Origin of the sequence: Kocuria salsicia, from assembly GCF_007681555.1 — a bacterium.
Lineage (GTDB): Bacteria > Actinomycetota > Actinomycetes > Actinomycetales > Micrococcaceae > Kocuria > Kocuria salsicia.
Genome location: NZ_VELE01000002.1, coordinates 155958 through 172834, shown reverse-complemented (window position 1 = coordinate 172834; position 16877 = coordinate 155958). Strand labels below are relative to the sequence as shown.

The window sequence follows — 16877 nt, the reverse complement described above, 5'->3', positions numbered from 1 at the left end:
GGTGACCTTCAGGAGAAGGTCACCGCGGCGTCGTCGTAGCGAGGGAAAGCGGCCCTACGGCGTGGGGGTGCCCACGGCGTACATGTCCACGTGGCGGGTCTCCGGGGAGAACCACAGGGCCACGAGCGTGATGACCGCCGCGAAGGACAGGTACAGGCCCACCGAGCCCACCCCGTACGAGGAGTTGAGCATCACCGCGATGTACGGGGTGATGGCCGCGCCCAGGATGGAGGCCACGTTGTACGCGATGCCAGAACCGGTGTAGCGCACGTTGGTGGGGAACAGCTCCGGCAGGATCGCGGACATCGAGCCGAAGGTCAGGCCCATCAGCGTCATGCCGAGTGTGAGGAAGAACAGGATGCGCGGCAGGGACGCGTCCGTGCCCGTGCCCACGTGCGCCGGGTCCATGATCAGCCCGAAGCTCAGGCCGAAGAGCAGGATGGCGGAGGTGATCACCAGCTGGGAGGAACGGCGTCCGAAGCGGTCCGCGAGCCAGCCGGAGACCGGGACCATGGCCGCGAAGAGAAGCACCGCGAGCAGCTGCAGGATCAGGAACGTGCGGTACTGCACGCCCAGCCCCCCGGCGGCGGGCTTGCCGATGCCGTAGGAGAGGATCCACGCGGTCATCAGGTAGAAGAGCACGTAGGTGGCCAGCATGATGAACGTGCCCTGGACGATCTGCACCCACGAGGTCTTGAAGACGTCGATGACCGGGGCCTTCACCTTCTCACCCTGCTGCTCCGCCCGCTGGAACACGGGGGTCTCCTCGAGCTTGACGCGCACCCACAGACCCAGAAGGACCATGACCACGGAGGCCAGGAACGGGATGCGCCAGCCCCACACCAGGAACGGGTGGTTCGCGCCGAGCTCGTGACCGGCGGTGCCGAACTGCATGGCCACGGTCAGCAGCAGGAAGAAGCCGTTGGCCAGGATGAACCCGAACGGGGCCCCGAGCTGCGGCCACATGGCGGCCCGCGCGCGCTTGCCCTCCTCCGCGTACTCGGTGGCCAGCAGGGATGCGCCGGACCACTCGCCACCCAGGCCCAGACCCTGGCAGAAGCGCAGGATCGTGAGGATCAGAGGCGCCCAGATGCCGATCTGGTAGAAGGTGGGCAGCATGCCGATCAGGAACGTGGCCACACCCATGGTCAGCAGCGCGCCGATCAGGGTGGCCTTGCGTCCGATGCGATCACCGTAGTGCCCGAAGATCACAGAACCGATGGGGCGGCCGAAGAACGCGGCGGCGAACGTGGCCATGGAGGCCAGCAGCTTGGCGGTGTCGTTCTCGCCCGTGAAGAACAGGGCGGGGAAGACGGCCACGGCGGCGGTGGCGTAGACGTAGAAGTCGTAGAACTCGATCGTGGTCCCCACGAGGGAGGCCAGGATCACGCGGCTGCGCGGAACGGCGGGGCGTTGCGCTGCAGAACCGGGGTCCACGGTGGACACGGGCGAAGACATGGTGAACCTCACAGGACAGGTGGTCTGAATGTCTTCAAGATAGAGCGCCGGATACCACATCGTGAACTGGGGAGTTCACATTCTGAGACGCCGTCTTGACCGCGGCGGCGTCGTCGCGCTGCCCCTATCCGCTCAGCCCGTGATGGAGGCGAGCACGGTCCCGGCGGAGACGGTGTCCCCCTGCGAGACGTCCAGGTCCTTGACGACCCCGGACTTGTGCGCCGTGAGGGGCTGCTCCATCTTCATGGCCTCGAGCACCACGATCAGATCGCCCTCGGAGACCTCATCCCCGTTGGACACGGCGATCTTCACGATGGTGCCCTGCATGGGTGAGGTCAGTGAGTCCCCGGATGCACCGCGGGCCGCGGCCGAACCACGCGTGGCCCGCTGCTTGCGCTGCTTGCTCTGCGCGGTGGGGGCGGCCGAGCGGGGGCCCGCGAGCTGCTGCGGGACGGTCACCTCCAGGCGCTTGCCGCCCACCTCCACCACGATGCTCTGCCGCTCCGGCTCCTCCTCCGAGGGCTCGGGGGCAGCGCTGAAGGGTTCGATCTGGTTGTCGAACTCGGTCTCGATCCAGCGGGTGTGCACGGTGAACGGGGTGCCTTCAGGGGTGGCGAAGGCCGGATCGGAGACGACGGCACGGTGGAACGGGACCACCGTGGGCATGCCCTCGATGCTCAGCTCCTGCAGGGCACGGCGGGAGCGCTCCAGGGCCTGGGTGCGGTTCGCGCCCGTGACGATGAGCTTGGCGAGCATGGAGTCGAAGCTGCCGCCCACCGTCTCTCCGGCCTCCACACCAGAGTCCACGCGCACCCCGGGCCCGGAGGGCATGGTGAACGTGGTGAGCGTGCCGGGGGAGGGCATGAAGTTGCGCCCGGCGTCCTCGCCGTTGATGCGGAACTCGAAGCTGTGGCCGCGGATCTCGGGGTCCTCGTAGCCGAGCGCCTCGCCGCGGGCGATGCGGAACTGCTCGCGCACCAAGTCCAGTCCGGAGACCTCCTCCGAGACGGGGTGCTCCACCTGCAGGCGCGTGTTGACCTCCAGGAAGGAGATGGTGCCGTCCTGGCCCACGAGGAACTCGCACGTGCCCGCGCCCTGGTACCCGGCCTCGCGCAGGATGGCCTTGGAGGACTCGTAGAGACGCTGGTTCTGCTCGTCCGTGAGGAACGGTGCCGGAGCCTCTTCCACGAGCTTCTGATTGCGGCGCTGCAGCGAGCAGTCGCGGGTTGAGACGACGACGACGTTGCCGAACTGGTCCGCGAGGCACTGGGTCTCCACGTGGCGGGGTGCGTCCAGGAAGCGTTCGACGAAGCACTCACCGCGGCCGAACGCCGCGGTCGCTTCGCGCACGGCGGACTCGTACAGCTCCGGGATGGCCTCGCGTTCGCGCACGACCTTGATGCCGCGTCCGCCGCCGCCGAAGGCCGCCTTGATGGCGATGGGCAGGCCGTGCTCGTCCGCGAAGTCCAGGACCTCCTGGGCGCTCGTCACGGGGTCCGCGGTGCCGGGCACCTGCGGGGCGTTGACCTTCTCCGCGATGTGGCGGGCGGCCACCTTGTCCCCCAGCTGGCGGATGGCCGCCGGGGGAGGGCCGATCCACGTGAGACCGGCGTTGAGCACGGCCGCCGCGAAGTCCGCGTTCTCGGAGAGGAACCCGTAGCCGGGATGGACGGCGTCCGCGCCGGAGCGGGCGGCGGCGTCGAGGATCTTGTCGATCTGCAGGTAGGAGTCCGCGGCGGTGGTGCCACCGAGGGCGTAGGCCTCGTCCGCCATGCGCACATGCAGGGCGTCCCGGTCCGGGTCCGCGTACACGGCCACCGAGGCGATGCCCTCGTCACGCGCGGCGCGGATGACACGGACCGCGATCTCCCCACGGTTGGCCACCAGGACCTTGGTGAGCGGACGGGGTGCGGTGGCGGCCTCTTCGTGCTGCCGCGAGGTGGTGGTCACGTGATAACTCCTTGTCGACATCTCTCCGAAAGATTAGTGCCCCGCCGGGGGGAACGCCTAAGTGTCGGCGCCGAGAACCGCGTGAACTGTAGAAGTTCTACAAATCATTGCGCGCTGTGCTGTGCGCCCTCCGGCTGGGCGTCCCACCACGTGGTGACGCACACGCCCGCGTCGCGCAGCAGTGCCCGCAGCGTGGACAGGCTCAGTCCGACCACCGCGTTCGGGTCCCCCTCCACGCGTTCCACGAACACGGATCCGCGCCCGTCCAGCGTGAAGGAGCCGGCCACCTGCAGTGGTTCTCCGGTGCCCACGTAGTCCCGGATCTCCTCGGGGGACATCTGCGCGAAGTGAACGGTCGCCGAGCTCAGGGCCCCGTGTCCGGCCGGGTGGGCCGCGTCGTCGTGGGCGTCCACCAGCCAGTGGCCGGTGTGCAGCGTGCCCGCCCGCCCGCTCATGGCGGTGATGCGCTTGAGCGCGACGTCCGGTTCGTACGGCTTCCCGTACGACTCCCCGTCCAGCTCGAACACGGAGTCGCAGCCGAGCACCAGGCGGCCCTGCGCCTGCGGCAGCTGGGCGACGGCCTCCGCCTTGGCGCGGGCCAGGCGCAGCGCGGTCTCCGCCGGCGTGAACGGCCCCTCGGCGCGAACCAGGGCGTCCTCGTCCACGTGGGAGACGACTGCGTCGAACGGGATGGCGGCCCTGCGCAACAGGCCCGCGCGGGCCGGGGACTGGGAGGCGAGGATCAGGGAAGGTTCCACGCTGCAACTGTACGGCGGCAGGATCGGTTGCGCCCGCGCATGTTCCATCCACTCCGGTCAGCGCCATCCGTTGCCCGCTCGCATCGGTTCGGTCCGTCCCTGATTGCGCCGCGCGGTCCTCGTCCGAGCGCAGGACACCCAGCTGCACCAGGCTGCGGATGCTGCGACGTGTGAACTCCTCCGCCCGGGGGTCCTCGCCGTGCTCCTCCCTCAGTGCAGCGGCCAGTTCGTGGACGGAGCGGGGGCAGCTGGTCCGGCAGGGTGCGGATCAGGGTTCCGTGTCTGTGGACTGCAAGCACGGAGGACTCCTGATTCTCAGTCCGGGAGGGCGCGTCCTCGACCGAGGGGCCGGGGAGCGGGCGGGGCGGCAGCGGTGCGGTGGCGGGGCCCGTGAGGAGGGCGGCAACGTCGTCGACCTACCGGTAGCGTGCGGCCCGCACCCCGCGCACCCGGCGACCGTCCGCACGAGGGTGCTCAGCGGTGCGGGCACCGAGGGCAGCGCGGAGATGCTGGGCGCGAGGCTCGACAGCGCGACCACCAGGGGCAGGGTTTCGCTGAGTCCGGCGGGGGGCAGGATCTGCGGCATCCGTCGTCTGCCGCTCCACCAGGACGAACGAGCCCAGCCGCACCTGCCTGGTGACCGGCCGCAGGCCGAGGTCCCCGGGGGCGACCTGCCGTTGGGAGCCGCCCTTGCGCGTGACGACCGACAGCGGCTTCGGACAGGGGCGCGCAGGTCACTCGGGTCCACGCGCACCGTGTCGTTGGCCAGGTACTCCAGAGCGCGCCCGAGGGTCGCGGCGACGGTGGTCTTTCCCGTGCCTGCGCTCGGCCCAGAAGGGTCCGAGGGCCCCGGCCAGCGTCACGTCCATGCCCGTGCCCCTGACGCTCAGTCGCACGGCCTGTGACGCGTCGCACATGGATGCATCGGTCGCCTTTCCATGGAGCCGCTCAGCCGGATCGCGGCCGGTCGGGGGTGGGATCTGCCCGCGCGAGTCAGTCCGCGACGAGTCCCGCATGCGCCTCTGACTTGGGGACGAATCCACGCAGACGCATGCATCTTGCTACGATGACGCGAGAAATTCCGGGGCAGGAGGTGATCGCTGGTGCACGTACGCGGTGGAACGCATCAGGCGTCTCCCCAGGCATCAGTGTCGCCCGAGACGGAGGCGCGTTCGGCTCCCGAGGCGCTTGCCCGGGCGGCATCCGGGGCGTCTTCTCAGCTGGCACCCGGTGCCGCGCACACGCTGGTCCCGGGAACGGCGCGCCAGGAGCCTGCCGGGGCAGGGCCGCCCGCGGGCGACGTCGCCCCCGCCCACCGCCCCGGGCTGGTGCGCGACATCGCAGAACCGGCACCCGTACACGGTCCGCTCGGCACCCCGTGGTGGGTGCCCTACCGGGCCGCGGCGCTGCTGTGCGACCTGCTCGCGGTGGGCGCGGCGATGGGCGTGGCCACCGGGCTGCGCTTCGGGCGCGCGAACACCGCCACGGTGGTGGGTGCGCCGTGGCTGAGCTGCCCCGCGATCTCCGCGTTCATTGGGCTCGCGTGGATCGCGGCGCTCGCCGTGCGCAGAGCGTACTCGCGCCACCACCTGGGCTTCGGCGACGTCGAGTACCGGGTGGTGGCGAATGCCACATTCGTGCTGTTGGGCGGGCTGTCCCTGGCCGCCGTGGTCTTCCAGCTGGATGTGGCCCGCGGCTTCCTGGCGCTCGCGCTGCCGCTGGGGTTCGGGCTGCTCATCCTGGGGCGCTGGCTGCTGCGGCAGGTGCTCGTGAGCCGGAGGGCCGCCGGAACCATGATGGAGCACGCGCTGCTGATCGGCTCCACACCGACGGTCACGTGGACGGCCGGGCACATCGCCCGGATCCCCGCGGCGGGCTACCGGGTGGCCGCCGTGCTCTGCGCGGAGCCGGACGCTCCCGATCAGATCCAGCTGATGGACGGCACGGTGCTGCGCAACCTGGGCTCGTGGGAAGGCACCCAGGAGGTGCTCGACGAGACCGGGTTGCGCACCGTGATCGTGGCCGACGACGCCGACACCGACCGCCAGTTCCTGCGCTCCCTCTCCTTGCAGCTCGAGGGCTCGGACGTGCGCCTCGTGCTGACCAGCCGCCTGACCGACGTGGTGGGTCCCCGCATCCACTGGCGCCCCGTGGCGGGCCTGCCGCTGACAACCGTGGACGCCCCTCGGCTCACGGGTGCCAAGTACGTGCTCAAACGCGGCTTCGACCTGGTGGTCGCGGTGCTCGGGGGGCTGCTCTGCTCCCCTCTGCTCGTGCTCGCGGCGCTCGCGGTCAAGCTGCAGGACGGCGGGCCCGTGCTCTACCGGCAGCAGCGCGTGGGGATCGACGGCGCGGCGTTCACGATGTACAAGTTCCGCTCCATGCGCGTGGGCGCGGAGGTCGAGGTCACGGGGCTGCGTGCGGACAACCAGGGCCACGGGTCTCTCCTCACGCTGCACAACGACCCGCGCGTGACGCCCGTGGGCCGTGTGCTGCGCAGCTGGTCCGTGGACGAGCTGCCCCAGCTGCTCAACGTGCTGCGCGGGGACATGGCCGTGGTGGGTCCGCGCCCCCAGCTCGCGAGCGGGGTGGCGCAACTGCCGGAGAACCACCAGCCCCGGCTGACTGTGAAGCCGGGGATCACCGGGCCGTGGCAGGTGAGTGAACGCTCCTCCTTCTCCGCGGACGAGAGCGTGTGCCCAGACCTGGCCTACGTGGAGAACTGGTCCCTTGCGGGGGACGCCATCATCGTGCTGAAGACCGTCAGGGCCGTGCTCACCCGTGACGCGGCGTACTGAGCCGTGAGACCACCGAACCAGGCGGCCGCCTCGTCGGGCCGCGCCGTGGCGCATCTTCTTCCCCGGCTTCACGGGGGCGGTCTTCGGGCTACTCACGGTGCCAGCAGCGGGAGGATGGTGGCGACGTCGCGCTCCAGGCGCTGCACCGTGGCCCGTGCGGCGTGGATGCCGCGCAGGTGGGGGTCTCGGACGCCCTCGTCCGGCACGGCGGGGGAGCGGGCCACGGTGCCGTGGCAGTCGAAGAGCAGGTGGGGCATGGCTGAGAGTGCAGGGCGCAGGATGTGGGGGAGCCCTCCGGGATCTCCGCCCCGCATCGACCCAGGCACCCCGGCCCATGAAAACCCGCATCGTTGTGATGCTTCTCGTGGCCGGGGGCGACATCCCTTCTGGACCTGCTGGCCGTGGCCTCTCGCCTGCTGCTCACACAGTTGCTCACGTCGGGGGCCGAGGTTCCAGGGGCCGTGCAGCGCATCGTGGTTCCTCTGGCCCGTACGGAGGACCGTCAGCCGCGCCACGAGCCGGGGACCCACGAGAACGTCAACGTCTGTGCTGTGCCCGCATGGGTGGAGCAGTCGGGGGTCCGTGGCGTAGCCCTTGACCCGCAGGGCGTCCGCGTGCGTGTTACGCGCAAGGAACTGAACCTCGGCGTGTGCCAGCTCCACGCGTGCCGAGAAAGGGATCTCCGAACGCCGGATGGTCCCAGGTCACCGCCATGTGTGTCCTAGACGGAGCACAGTTCGCTGCGCGTGAGGAAGCGCTTGCCCGTGGGGGTCTCCAGGGAAAATCCGGAGCCCCGGCCCGGGACCGCGTCAATCACCAGACGGGTGCGGCGCCACGCCTCGAACTGCTCGGCGGAGATCCAGAACTCCACCGGGCCCAGCGCGGATCCGTCCTGTGCCGTGAGATCGGCAACGCCGAGCAGGACGTCCGAATCCCCGGTGCGGAACTCGCCCGCCGGGAAGCACATGGGAGCGGACCCGTCGCAACACCCACCGGACTGGTGGAACATGAGCGCCCCGTGGCTCTCCCACAGCTGTCGCATCAGCTCCACGGCGGCCGGGGTGAACCCCACCCGCGACTCCGTCTCCCCGGCCACGGTGGCGGTGGCGGTGAGGGCCACGTCGATCCCGGGCGGGAACTCGACCGCGGACTCCTGCTCGCCATGGGGCCCGTTTTCGGGTCCGGCGGGAACCGACGCGGTGGTCTGTGCTCCGATGCTCATGTGCGGCCTCTGTTCGTGGTCGGGGACGCCCCATGGGGCGCATCGCGTGTGCCCCCAGCATGGTCGTGGAGGTGCGGCCGGGGGAAGAGATGGCTGGCAATTGTTCCGCCTGCGGCGGACGGGCTCGCCGCTACGTGGCGCTGGTCGGCAATCTCCTCGTCGCCTCGGGCCTCATGCTGGCGTTGCTGACCTTCTCGCCCTGACCCGGACCGTCCAGGGACGCCGGGACGACGACCCGGGGCGGGCACTGTGTGGACACCGCCCCGGGTCTAACCGCTGTCTCAGTGGGGTTTAGAAGAAGCCCTGCGGCGACTCGGTGTAGCTCACGAGCATGTTCTTCGTCTGCTGGTAGTGGTCCAGCATCATCAGGTGGTTCTCGCGGCCGATGCCGGATGACTTGTACCCGCCGAATGCCGAGTGCGCCGGGTAGCTGTGGTACTGGTTCACCCACACGCGGCCGGACTGGATGGCCCTGCCTGCGCGGTAGGCGGTGTTGCCGCTACGAGCCCACACACCGGCGCCCAGACCGTAGAGGGTGTCGTTGGCGATCGAGATGGCGTCGTCGTACGAGCCGAACTTCGCCACCGAGAGCACCGGCCCGAAGATCTCCTCCTGGAAGATGCGCATGTTGTTGGTGCCCTCGAACACGGTGGGCTGCACGTAGTAGCCGCCGGCGAGGTCGCCCTCGAGCTCCGCGCGCTCGCCGCCGATGAGCACCTTCGCCCCCTCCTTCTTGCCGATGTCGAGGTAGGACAGGATCTTCTCCAGCTGGTCGGTGGAGGCCTGCGCGCCGATCATGGTGTCGGTGTCCAGGGGGTTGCCCGCCACGATCTTGGACACGCGGTCGATGCCGTCCGCGAGGAACTGGTCGTAGATGGACTCCTGAATCAGGGCGCGGGACGGGCACGTGCAGACCTCGCCGGAGTTCAGAGCGAAGAACGCGAAGCCTTCCAGCGCCTTGTCGTAGAAGCCGTCCTTCTGCTGGGCGACGTCCTCGAAGAAGATGTTGGGCGACTTGCCGCCGAGTTCCAGGGTGACCGGGATGATGTTCTCGGACGCGTACTGCATGATGAGTCGGCCCGTGGTGGTCTCACCGGTGAACGCGATCTTGCGGATGCGCTTGTTGGACGCGAGCGGCTTGCCGCACTCGACGCCGAAGCCGTTGACGATGTTGACCACGCCGTCCGGGACGAGGTCCTGGATCAGCTCCATCAGCACGAGGATCGAGGCGGGAGTCTGCTCGGCGGGCTTGAGCACCACGCAGTTGCCGGCGGCCAGCGCCGGGGCGAGCTTCCACACGGCCATGAGGATGGGGAAGTTCCAGGGGATGATCTGGCCGACGACACCGAGGGGCTCATGGAAGTGGTACGCCACGGTGTCCTCGTCCAGCTGCGAGAGATGGCCCTCCTGCGCGCGGATCGCACCGGCGAAGTACCGGAAGTGGTCGATGGCCAGGGGGATGTCCGCGTTGAGGGTCTCGCGGACCGGCTTGCCGTTGTCCCAGGTCTCGGCGACGGCGATCAGCTCGAGGTTCTCCTCCATGCGGTCCGCGATCTTGTTGAGCATGAGCGCGCGCTGCGTGGGCGTGGAGGCGTTCCACGACGGTGCGGCGGCCCAGGCCGCGTCCAGCGCGGCCTCGATGTCCTCCGCGGTTCCGCGCCCGACCTCTGTGAACGCCTGGCCCGTGACCGGGGTGACGTCCTCGAAGTACTGACCCTTGACCGGCGCCACCCACTGGCCTCCGATGAAGTGCTCGTAGCGGGGCTTGAAGGTGACGACCGAGCCGTCCTTGCCGGGCTGTGTGTACACGCTCATGAAACCGACCGTCCTGTCTGCGGAAGTGATGTGCACCACATCCTAACGGTCATCGGTGCCCGCGTACACGCCCCCCTTTGTGGGACGCGGAAGGGCGGCCCAGGAGACTCCGGACCGCCCTTCCGCACCGTCGCCGTACCGACAGTCGCGGGTTGGGGAACCTACTCGGTGCGCTGGCCGTCGGACGGGCCCGCGGGGGCGTAGGCCGAGGCTCCGGACGCCGAGGCGGTGGCGAGCTCGGGATCCGACGACGCGGCGTCGTCGTCGTTGCCGAAGTCGCCGTGGCGCGGGGCGTTGTAGAGGTCCATGTCGAGGATGCCCTCGCGCTTGGAGACGATGGCCGCCACGAGCGCCTGGCCGGTCACGTTGAGGGCGGTGCGGCCCATGTCGATGATCGGGTCCACGGCGAGCAGCAGGCCCACGCCGTCCAGGGGCAGGCCCAGGGTGGACAGCGTCAGGGTCAGCATCACGGTGGCGCCGGTGGTCCCGGCCGTGGCGGCGGAGCCGAGCACGGAGACCAGGGCGATCAGCACGAAGTGCATGGGCGTGAGGTCAACTCCGTAGAACTGCGCCACGAAGATGGCCGCGACCGCGGGGTAGACGGCCGCGCAACCGTCCATCTTGGTGGTGGCGCCCAGCGGGATGGCGAAGGACGCGTAGTGCGTGGGCACGCCCAGGTTGCGCTCGCTGACGTGCTGGGTCACGGGCATGGTGCCCAGCGAGGAGCGGGAGACGAAGCCCATCTGCATGGCCGGCCACACACCGGTGAAGAACTGCTTCACGGACAGGCCGTTGAGCTTCACGAGCACCGGGTAGACGACGAACGCCACGAGCAGCAGGCCCACGTAGATGGTCAGCACGAACTTCACGAGCGAGCCCATGGAGGTCCAGCCGTACTCGAACACGGCGGTGCCGATCAGGCCGAGCGTGCCGAGGGGAGCGAGGCGGATGATCCACCACACGACCTTCTGCATGATCGCGAGGCCGGACTGCATGAAGGTGAGGAACGGGGCGGCGGCCTTGCCGGTCTTCAGCGCGGCGATGCCGACCACCAGGGAGACCACCAGGATCTGCAGGATGTTGAAGTTCACGGAGGTCTTCACGGTCTCCGGGTCCAGGACCTTGGAGGTGGTCTCCAGGCCCAGGACGTTCACGGGGATCAGGCCCTTGAGGAACGCGAGCCAGGAGCCCTCGGTGCCGGAGTAGGCACCGGGCTGCGCCTGGCCCGTGCCCACGCCGGGCTGGGCGAGGACGCCGAGCACCATGCCGATCACCACGGCGATCAGGGACGTGATGGCGAACCACATGAGGGTCTTCCACGCGAGGCGGGCCGCGTTGGAGACGTCACGCAGGTTGGCGATCGATGAGATGACGGCGGTCACGACCAGCGGCACCACGGCGGCCTTGAGGATCGTGACGTAGCTGGAACCGATGGTGTCCAGGGTGGTCATCAGCCAGTTGGGGCTCTCCTCGGCGTCCCCGCCCATGGCTGCTGCCACGGACCCGAGGAGGACACCCAGCACGAGGGCGATGAGGATCTGCCACCCGAAGGACGTCATCCAGCGCGGGAGACGGCGGGTACTTTCTGCGGAATTCATACCGGAAACAATAGGGTGACGAATCATAAACTGCACGCGGCCCGTGACGAAATATTACGCAGAGACCCGGGAATAAACCCCGTGTTCCCGGGGGAATCCCCGGGAACACGGGGCCTCACAGGGCGAGGGCGTAGGTGAGTGTGTCCAAGCCCACGGAGCCCATCCGCAGAGCGCGGCTGTGGAAGCGCTTGAGGTCGAAGTCCTCGCCCTCCCGCGACATGGCCGCCTCGCGGGCGTCCAGCCACATCTGCAGCCCGATCCTGTAGGAGGGGGCCTGCCCGGGCCAGCCCATGTAGCGCAGCCACTCGAAGCGCAGCGTGCCCTCGGCCATGGCGACGTTGTGGCGCAGGAACTTCCAGCCGTCCCCGGGGGTCCAGGTCTCACCCGCGCGCGCCCCGCCGAGCAGGTCCCCGAGGTCCGAGGGGATCTCGAAGCCGCAGTGGAATCCCACGTCGAAGATCACCCGCACGGTGCGCAGCCGCTGCGAGTCGAGCATGCCCATGCGGTCCCCGGGGTCGTCGAGGAAGCCGAGCTCGTCCATGAGACGCTCTGCGTACAGGGCCCAGCCCTCGCCGTGACCGGACACCCAGATGCCCATGCGGCGCCACTCGTTGAGCTCGCCCGCGTTGGCCAGGGCGGTGGCGCACTGCAGATGGTGGCCCGGAATGCCCTCGTGGTAGACGGTGGTGGTCTCCTCCCACGTGTTGTGCTGGGACACGCCCTCCGGCACGGACCACCACATGCGTCCGGGGCGGGAGAAGTCGGCACTCGGCGGGGTGTAGTAGATGATGCCGTCGTGTGTGGGGGCAATGCGGCACTCCAGCGTGCGCATGGGTTCGGTGATCTCGAAGTGCGTTCCGGACATTTCCGCCAGGGCGGTGTCCGAGAGCTGCTGCATCCACGCCTGAAGCTCCTCGGGGGAGTGCAGCTGGCGCGCGGGGTCCTCGTTCAGCGCGGCCATGGCCTGCTGCACGGTGGCCCCGGACAAGATCTGGTCCGCGACGGCGCGCTGCTCGGCGTCCAGCTCCAGCAACTTCTGCACGGCCCAGTCGTAGACCTCACGGGGGTCCCGGCGGGCGCCGAGGAAGGAGGCGAGGTGCAGTCGGTAGTCCTCGAGTCCGCACGCGCTGCTCTCCCGGGCGCCAGGGGCGAACTCTTCGCGCAGGGACCGGGCGATCTCCCGGTAGGCCGCGCGGGCGGCGTCGGCGGCACGGGCGAGGTCCTCCCGCACGTGCTCAGGTGCGGAGGGATCGTAGGCGAGCGTGGCGAAGGAGCCCTCGTCGGAGGCGTACTGCTCCGCCTGCGTGGCGGCCTCCACGATCTGCGGCGCGGCCGGTGGCCGGTTCAGTGAGACGGCCTCGCGCAGGCCCTCGCGGTACTGCTCCAGCGCGGCGGGGATGTTGGCCATGCGCCCCGCGAGGTGGCGCCAGTCCTGCTCGGTCTCGCGTGGCATTGCGTCCAGGATCTGGCGGATGCCCTGCACGGGGGACTCGATGTTATTGACCACGGCGACATCCAGGTTGGCCGCGTGGCGGTCCCGTTCCAGCTCGAGCTCGTTGCGCATGGCGTGCAGGGTCACCCGGTCCACGTCGTCCTCGGGGGTCACGTCGTCCAGGCGTGCGAGGGTGGAGCGGACGAGCTCGGCACGGGCCGCACGGCCGGCGGGACCGAAGTCAGGGTACTCGGTCTCGTGCCCCGGGAGGCCCAGGAAGGTGGCGCCGCTCGGATCCAGGGCGAGGGTCTCGTGGAAGTAGGCCTCGGCGAGCCGGTCGGCGGCCGTGGCCGTGCGCTGCGTGGAACCCAGGGGTGCGAGGGATTCGTGGGAATGGGGTGCGGTGTCGGAGTGAGTCACGGAATGTCACCCTAGTCACACTGCCGACACGGACAAGCATCGCCGCGCTGGTCGGCACCACCGGCCAGCGGCGGATCACCGTGCCGGCAGGACCGGTCCGAGCTCACGCGTGGCGTCGATAAGTGGGGGAACGTGCTCCTCGAGCTGGGTCGCCGTGCTGCGGAACAGGGGAGCCGCAAGTGCCACGGCACCCAGCAGCCGCCCGGACGGGGCCAGGACGGGGGCCGTGATCGCCACCATGCCGAGGTCGTTCTCCTCGCTCTGGGACGTCCAGACTCCCTCGCGGGCGGTGACGACCTGGCGGGCGAGCTCGTCCCGGTCCGTGAGCGAGTGCGCCGTGCGCGGTTCGAACTCGATGTCCCGCAGCAGCTGCTCGCGAGCGGCGGGCTCGGAGAGGGCGAGCAGGATCTTGCCTGATGCCGTGCTGTGCAGTGCCGCGCGGTCACCCGGATCCGTGGTGGCGCGGAACTGCGGACCGTCCTCCGTGCGCACGGTGAGGGCCCTGTCGCCGTCCGGCACATGGAGCACGGAGCTTTCCCGGGTGCGTTCGGTGAGCCGCTGCAGCACGGGGACGGCGGAGCTCTCGAAACCCTGGGGGGCCGCCACGGTGTGCGCCAGCTGGAACACGCGCAGTCCCAGGTGGTAGCGCTTGTCCTGCGCGTCGTATCGGGCGAAGCCGGTGGACACGAGCGTGTTCAGCAGCCGGTAGCACGTGCTGAAGGGGTGGGACGTCTTGCGCGCCATCTGGGCCGCAGTAACGCCGTCCGGGTGCTCTCCGAGCAGGGCGAGGGCGTCGAGGGCCTTGACCACGGTGCCGGCCTGGTGGCCGGTTCCGCCCCTGCCCCTGGTGGTTGTGGGTCCGCCCGACGTCGCCGCGTTCCTGGGCGGGGTGCTCGAGTACCACGACTTCTTCGGCTGCGCGACGGCTGCCTCCGTGGTCTTCAGCCAAATCTTCTTCCTGGCCTGCGATGCCACGATCGCGCTGATCCCAGTCCTTCGCGATCTTCGGCGTGGGCGACCTTTTCCGTCCCCCGGGCGCATTCGTCTTCGGACACCTGGGCGAGAAGATCGGGCGCAAGAACATCTGGTCATCACGCTCGTGCTGATGGGCGCGGCCATCTTCCTGATCGGCATGCTCCCGGACTTCCACAGCCTGGCCACTGGGCGCCCGCGCTCTTCGTGCGGCTGCGCGTGATTCCGGGTCTCTCCGCCGGGGGTGAGACAGCCGGAGCGTCGTCGTTGGCCATGGAGGAGTCCCCGGTGGGGCACCGTGCGTTCTTCCCGAGCTTCGCGAGGAGCGGCATCTCCGACGGCCTCGTGATGTTCCGGACCCACTTCGCGCCGTTCGCGCAGGTCGCCCTGATGTCCTTCCAGACAGTCACCAACACTTTCATGCAGGCGTTCGGCCTGGCATGCGCCACGCAGGTCGTGGGGATCCCCACCGCGGCCATGCTGTGGGTCAGCAGCGTGGGCAACGTGTGCGCGATCGCCACGCAGCCGCTGTTCGCCAGGTTTTCCGACAGGTTCGATCGCAAACCCGTGTTCCTTGCGGGTGTCACCGGCTCCGCCGTGCTGATCTTCGGGTCCTTCACCGTGCTCTCTCCAGGCAACATCCCCGTGGTGTTCCTGGCAAGCACGCTGATCACGGCGGGCAACTACGTGCTGTCCAACTCCGTGTACCCCGGCTAATTTCCAGAGCTTTTTAGCGTGCGCGTGCGGTATTCGGGCATGGCGATCGGCCTGCAGATCGGCATTCTGTGTGCGGGCTTCACGCCCTCCCCTGGCACGGCTCTGGTGGGCGGGGATCCCGCCAACTGGGTCCCTGCGGCATGGATCGTGGCGGGCTCTTCGACCATCGCGATCGTGGGCGCGCTGTGGGCGCGGGAGACCTACCGCACGCCCCTGGACCGGCTGGGCCGCGGCGTCCACCACCCGCAGGCCGGGGAGGCGCTCACCCGGTAGTCCGCGTCCGCTGACTCAAGCGGTGAACCGGTCCTGCAGCTCCTGCAGCAGCTCCAGGACAACGCCTCCACCCACCACGGGCCCGCCCGCGAGCAGGCCGTCCGCGCCGAGCACCACGGCCCATATGGTTGCGGTCTGCTCGAAGACGACGGCGGCGGAGGAATCCGCGTCCACGAGCCCCGCCGCCCGCAGTGGGGCGGGGAGCAGGTCGAGGCTCTCCTCGCGGGAGACCACCGTGTGCAGGGCCACAGGGCCCAGATGGTCGCCGAGGGTTGCCAGTCGCTCGATCACGGGCACGCATTCGCCGCACGTGGGGTTCACGAAGAACAGGGCACGCGCCTCGATGGCCGCCAGTGCGCGCAGGGTCACGGAGCCACTTTCGCGGTTTCGCAGCACTGTGTGGGGGATTGGGGCGCGCTCGTAGTCCGCTTCGAGATCTGCTTCGTTGTCCGTGCTGTCCGTGCTGTCCGTGCCGACGACGCCGTTGCCCGCCGCCGCGGCCTCCTCCGGCCCCGCACCGTGGCCCGTCGCCGTGAGCGGCGCCGTACGCAGGGAGGTTGTTTCGGCGTCGTCGTACCCGCGTCGAGGCGGCAGCGGAGGCAGCTGTGAGACGTCGGGCGCGGAGCGGTCGCGGCCGTCGCGCTCGGCCCAGAGGCAGAGCAGGAGCAGCAGGACCGGGACGAGCAGGGCGAGTCGGGTCCCCCACGGCAGCGGGACCACCGGGCCGCGGGGCTCGGTCACCGTCACGGCGAGCAGGGCGAGTGCGGCGACCATCGTGAAGGCCGTGTTGCGCACGACCGTGCGTGCGGAGACCGGCGCCCGGGACAGCGCGCCGAAGCAGCCGCACGGGGCGGGATCGGGCCGGCGGGACTCGGGCACCACCGCCGCAGTGAACAGGACAAACAGTGTCAGAGCCGCGGCGCTCGCGAGCCACAGTAGAGCGCCAGCGGTGAGCACCAGTGCGAGGGCCACGAAGATCTCCACCCACGGCAGCACTTCACGGAGCCATCGGCCACGCAGGAACCGGGGGAGGGGAAGTCCCGCCACGAGCTGCAGGCTCGCACCGGGGGACACGAGTTTGGCTGTCCCGCTCACGAGCAGGACTGCGGCGAGGGAGACGAGGAGGGAGAGGGGGAGGGCGGTCACGCGCCCATTGTCCCAGGCAGGTGTCCCGGGCGGGTCCGGCACCGCCACCAACGCTGTGTGTTCCATGACATGTCATGCAGCGTGGCGCGCAGCAGAAACGGAGTCCCCGAGAAGGTGCCCCTCGACGCGTCCGATCCGTCGGGGGTTCGGGCGCCGGACCCTCGCCAAGGACGCGGTGTGGGCGGTGCCAACGATAGCCCTGGCGGTAGCGGCGCCCGCCGACGCCGCCTCGCGGGCGTCTGTGGCGGCTACGAGCGTAGCCTCGAACAGGGGTCAGGAACGGTCAACTACCAGATGCTGGTGGTCTCGCTCGGCATC

15 protein-coding genes are annotated in these 16877 nt (G+C 69.7%); 5 read left to right on the top strand and 10 right to left on the bottom strand.

Annotated elements, in window-relative coordinates; all coding sequences use genetic code 11:
• Positions 1-54: 54 nt before the first annotated feature.
• The 3 genes from FS770_RS05585 to FS770_RS05575 all read right to left on the bottom strand — a co-directional run bounded on the left by FS770_RS05585 (position 55) and on the right by FS770_RS05575 (position 4166).
• The gene (locus FS770_RS05585; protein ID WP_144942336.1) at positions 55-1458 is read right to left on the bottom strand and encodes an MFS transporter; all 1404 of its coding nucleotides are present in this window, start codon (positions 1456-1458) and stop codon (positions 55-57) included.
• Positions 1459-1590: 132 nt separating this feature from the next.
• Positions 1591-3408, bottom strand: a complete 1818-nt coding sequence (locus FS770_RS05580; RefSeq protein WP_144942335.1) for an ATP-binding protein — start codon at positions 3406-3408, stop codon at positions 1591-1593.
• A gap of 104 nt (positions 3409-3512) precedes the next feature.
• On the bottom strand, positions 3513-4166 hold the full coding sequence (locus FS770_RS05575; RefSeq protein ID WP_144942334.1) for a Maf family protein: 654 nt from the start codon (positions 4164-4166) through the stop codon (positions 3513-3515).
• Between the two features lie 1148 nt (positions 4167-5314).
• On the opposite strand from FS770_RS05575, the gene FS770_RS05570 reads away from it, so the two are divergent.
• On the top strand, positions 5315-6964 hold the full coding sequence (locus tag FS770_RS05570; protein WP_144942333.1) for a sugar transferase: 1650 nt from the start codon (positions 5315-5317) through the stop codon (positions 6962-6964).
• Between the two features lie 92 nt (positions 6965-7056).
• On the opposite strand, the gene FS770_RS13720 is transcribed toward FS770_RS05570, so the two are convergent.
• A complete protein-coding gene (locus FS770_RS13720) occupies positions 7057-7221 on the bottom strand; it encodes a hypothetical protein (protein ID WP_186366708.1) in 165 nt (54 codons plus the stop codon).
• Positions 7222-7685: 464 nt separating this feature from the next.
• A complete protein-coding gene (locus FS770_RS05565; RefSeq protein WP_144942332.1) occupies positions 7686-8186 on the bottom strand; it encodes a DUF779 domain-containing protein in 501 nt (166 codons plus the stop codon).
• 32 nt (positions 8187-8218) lie between these two features.
• Between FS770_RS05565 and FS770_RS13715 the strand changes: the two genes are divergently transcribed.
• Complete coding sequence (locus tag FS770_RS13715; protein WP_153245902.1) at positions 8219-8389, top strand: hypothetical protein; 171 nt, start codon at positions 8219-8221, stop codon at positions 8387-8389.
• 88 nt (positions 8390-8477) lie between these two features.
• On the opposite strand, the gene exaC is transcribed toward FS770_RS13715, so the two are convergent.
• The 4 genes from exaC to FS770_RS05545 all read right to left on the bottom strand — a co-directional run bounded on the left by exaC (position 8478) and on the right by FS770_RS05545 (position 14261).
• Complete coding sequence (exaC, locus tag FS770_RS05560; RefSeq protein ID WP_144942331.1) at positions 8478-10001, bottom strand: acetaldehyde dehydrogenase ExaC; 1524 nt, start codon at positions 9999-10001, stop codon at positions 8478-8480.
• Between the two features lie 161 nt (positions 10002-10162).
• Complete coding sequence (locus FS770_RS05555; protein ID WP_144942330.1) at positions 10163-11599, bottom strand: dicarboxylate/amino acid:cation symporter; 1437 nt, start codon at positions 11597-11599, stop codon at positions 10163-10165.
• Between the two features lie 115 nt (positions 11600-11714).
• Positions 11715-13451, bottom strand: coding sequence for a DUF885 domain-containing protein (locus FS770_RS05550; protein ID WP_144942329.1), 1737 nt, complete (start codon positions 13449-13451; stop codon positions 11715-11717).
• A 75-nt stretch (positions 13452-13526) separates the two neighbouring features.
• Positions 13527-14261 carry an IclR family transcriptional regulator gene (locus FS770_RS05545; protein ID WP_244944768.1) on the bottom strand — a complete coding sequence of 245 codons (735 nt, stop codon included), beginning with the start codon at positions 14259-14261 and terminating at the stop codon, positions 13527-13529.
• Between FS770_RS05545 and FS770_RS13710 the strand changes: the two genes are divergently transcribed.
• From FS770_RS13710 to FS770_RS13700, 3 genes are read left to right on the top strand one after another with little or no spacing between them, the layout of a single operon-like run.
• Positions 14254-14646 (top strand): MFS transporter, encoded by a 393-nt coding sequence (locus tag FS770_RS13710; protein WP_186366716.1) that lies wholly within the window; start codon positions 14254-14256, stop codon positions 14644-14646. The two genes, FS770_RS05545 and FS770_RS13710, sit on opposite strands and share 8 nt — an antisense overlap.
• 50 nt (positions 14647-14696) lie before the next feature.
• Positions 14697-15140: an MFS transporter gene (locus FS770_RS13705; protein WP_055084550.1), complete on the top strand. Its 444-nt coding sequence runs from the start codon at positions 14697-14699 to the stop codon at positions 15138-15140.
• A gap of 39 nt (positions 15141-15179) precedes the next feature.
• Complete coding sequence (locus FS770_RS13700; protein WP_186366707.1) at positions 15180-15413, top strand: hypothetical protein; 234 nt, start codon at positions 15180-15182, stop codon at positions 15411-15413.
• A gap of 15 nt (positions 15414-15428) precedes the next feature.
• Here FS770_RS13700 and FS770_RS05535 read toward each other — a convergent pair whose 3' ends face one another.
• Positions 15429-16559: a MauE/DoxX family redox-associated membrane protein gene (locus FS770_RS05535; RefSeq protein ID WP_144942328.1), complete on the bottom strand. Its 1131-nt coding sequence runs from the start codon at positions 16557-16559 to the stop codon at positions 15429-15431.
• Positions 16560-16877: the final 318 nt, after the last annotated feature.

Excerpts from the sequence above, each read along its gene's own strand:
- FS770_RS05585 (WP_144942336.1), bottom strand. The coding sequence starts at position 1,458 with ATGTCTTCGCCCGTGTCCACCGTGGACCCCGGTTCTGCAGCGCAACGC.
- FS770_RS13720 (WP_186366708.1), bottom strand. The coding sequence starts at position 7,221 with ATGCCCCACCTGCTCTTCGACTGCCACGGCACCGTGGCCCGCTCCCCC.
- FS770_RS05565 (WP_144942332.1), bottom strand. The coding sequence starts at position 8,186 with ATGAGCATCGGAGCACAGACCACCGCGTCGGTTCCCGCCGGACCCGAA.
- FS770_RS13715 (WP_153245902.1), top strand. The coding sequence starts at position 8,219 with ATGGGGCGCATCGCGTGTGCCCCCAGCATGGTCGTGGAGGTGCGGCCG.
- exaC (WP_144942331.1), bottom strand. The coding sequence starts at position 10,001 with ATGAGCGTGTACACACAGCCCGGCAAGGACGGCTCGGTCGTCACCTTC.
- FS770_RS05555 (WP_144942330.1), bottom strand. The coding sequence starts at position 11,599 with ATGAATTCCGCAGAAAGTACCCGCCGTCTCCCGCGCTGGATGACGTCC.
- FS770_RS13705 (WP_055084550.1), top strand. The coding sequence starts at position 14,697 with ATGGAGGAGTCCCCGGTGGGGCACCGTGCGTTCTTCCCGAGCTTCGCG.
- FS770_RS13700 (WP_186366707.1), top strand. The coding sequence starts at position 15,180 with ATGGCGATCGGCCTGCAGATCGGCATTCTGTGTGCGGGCTTCACGCCC.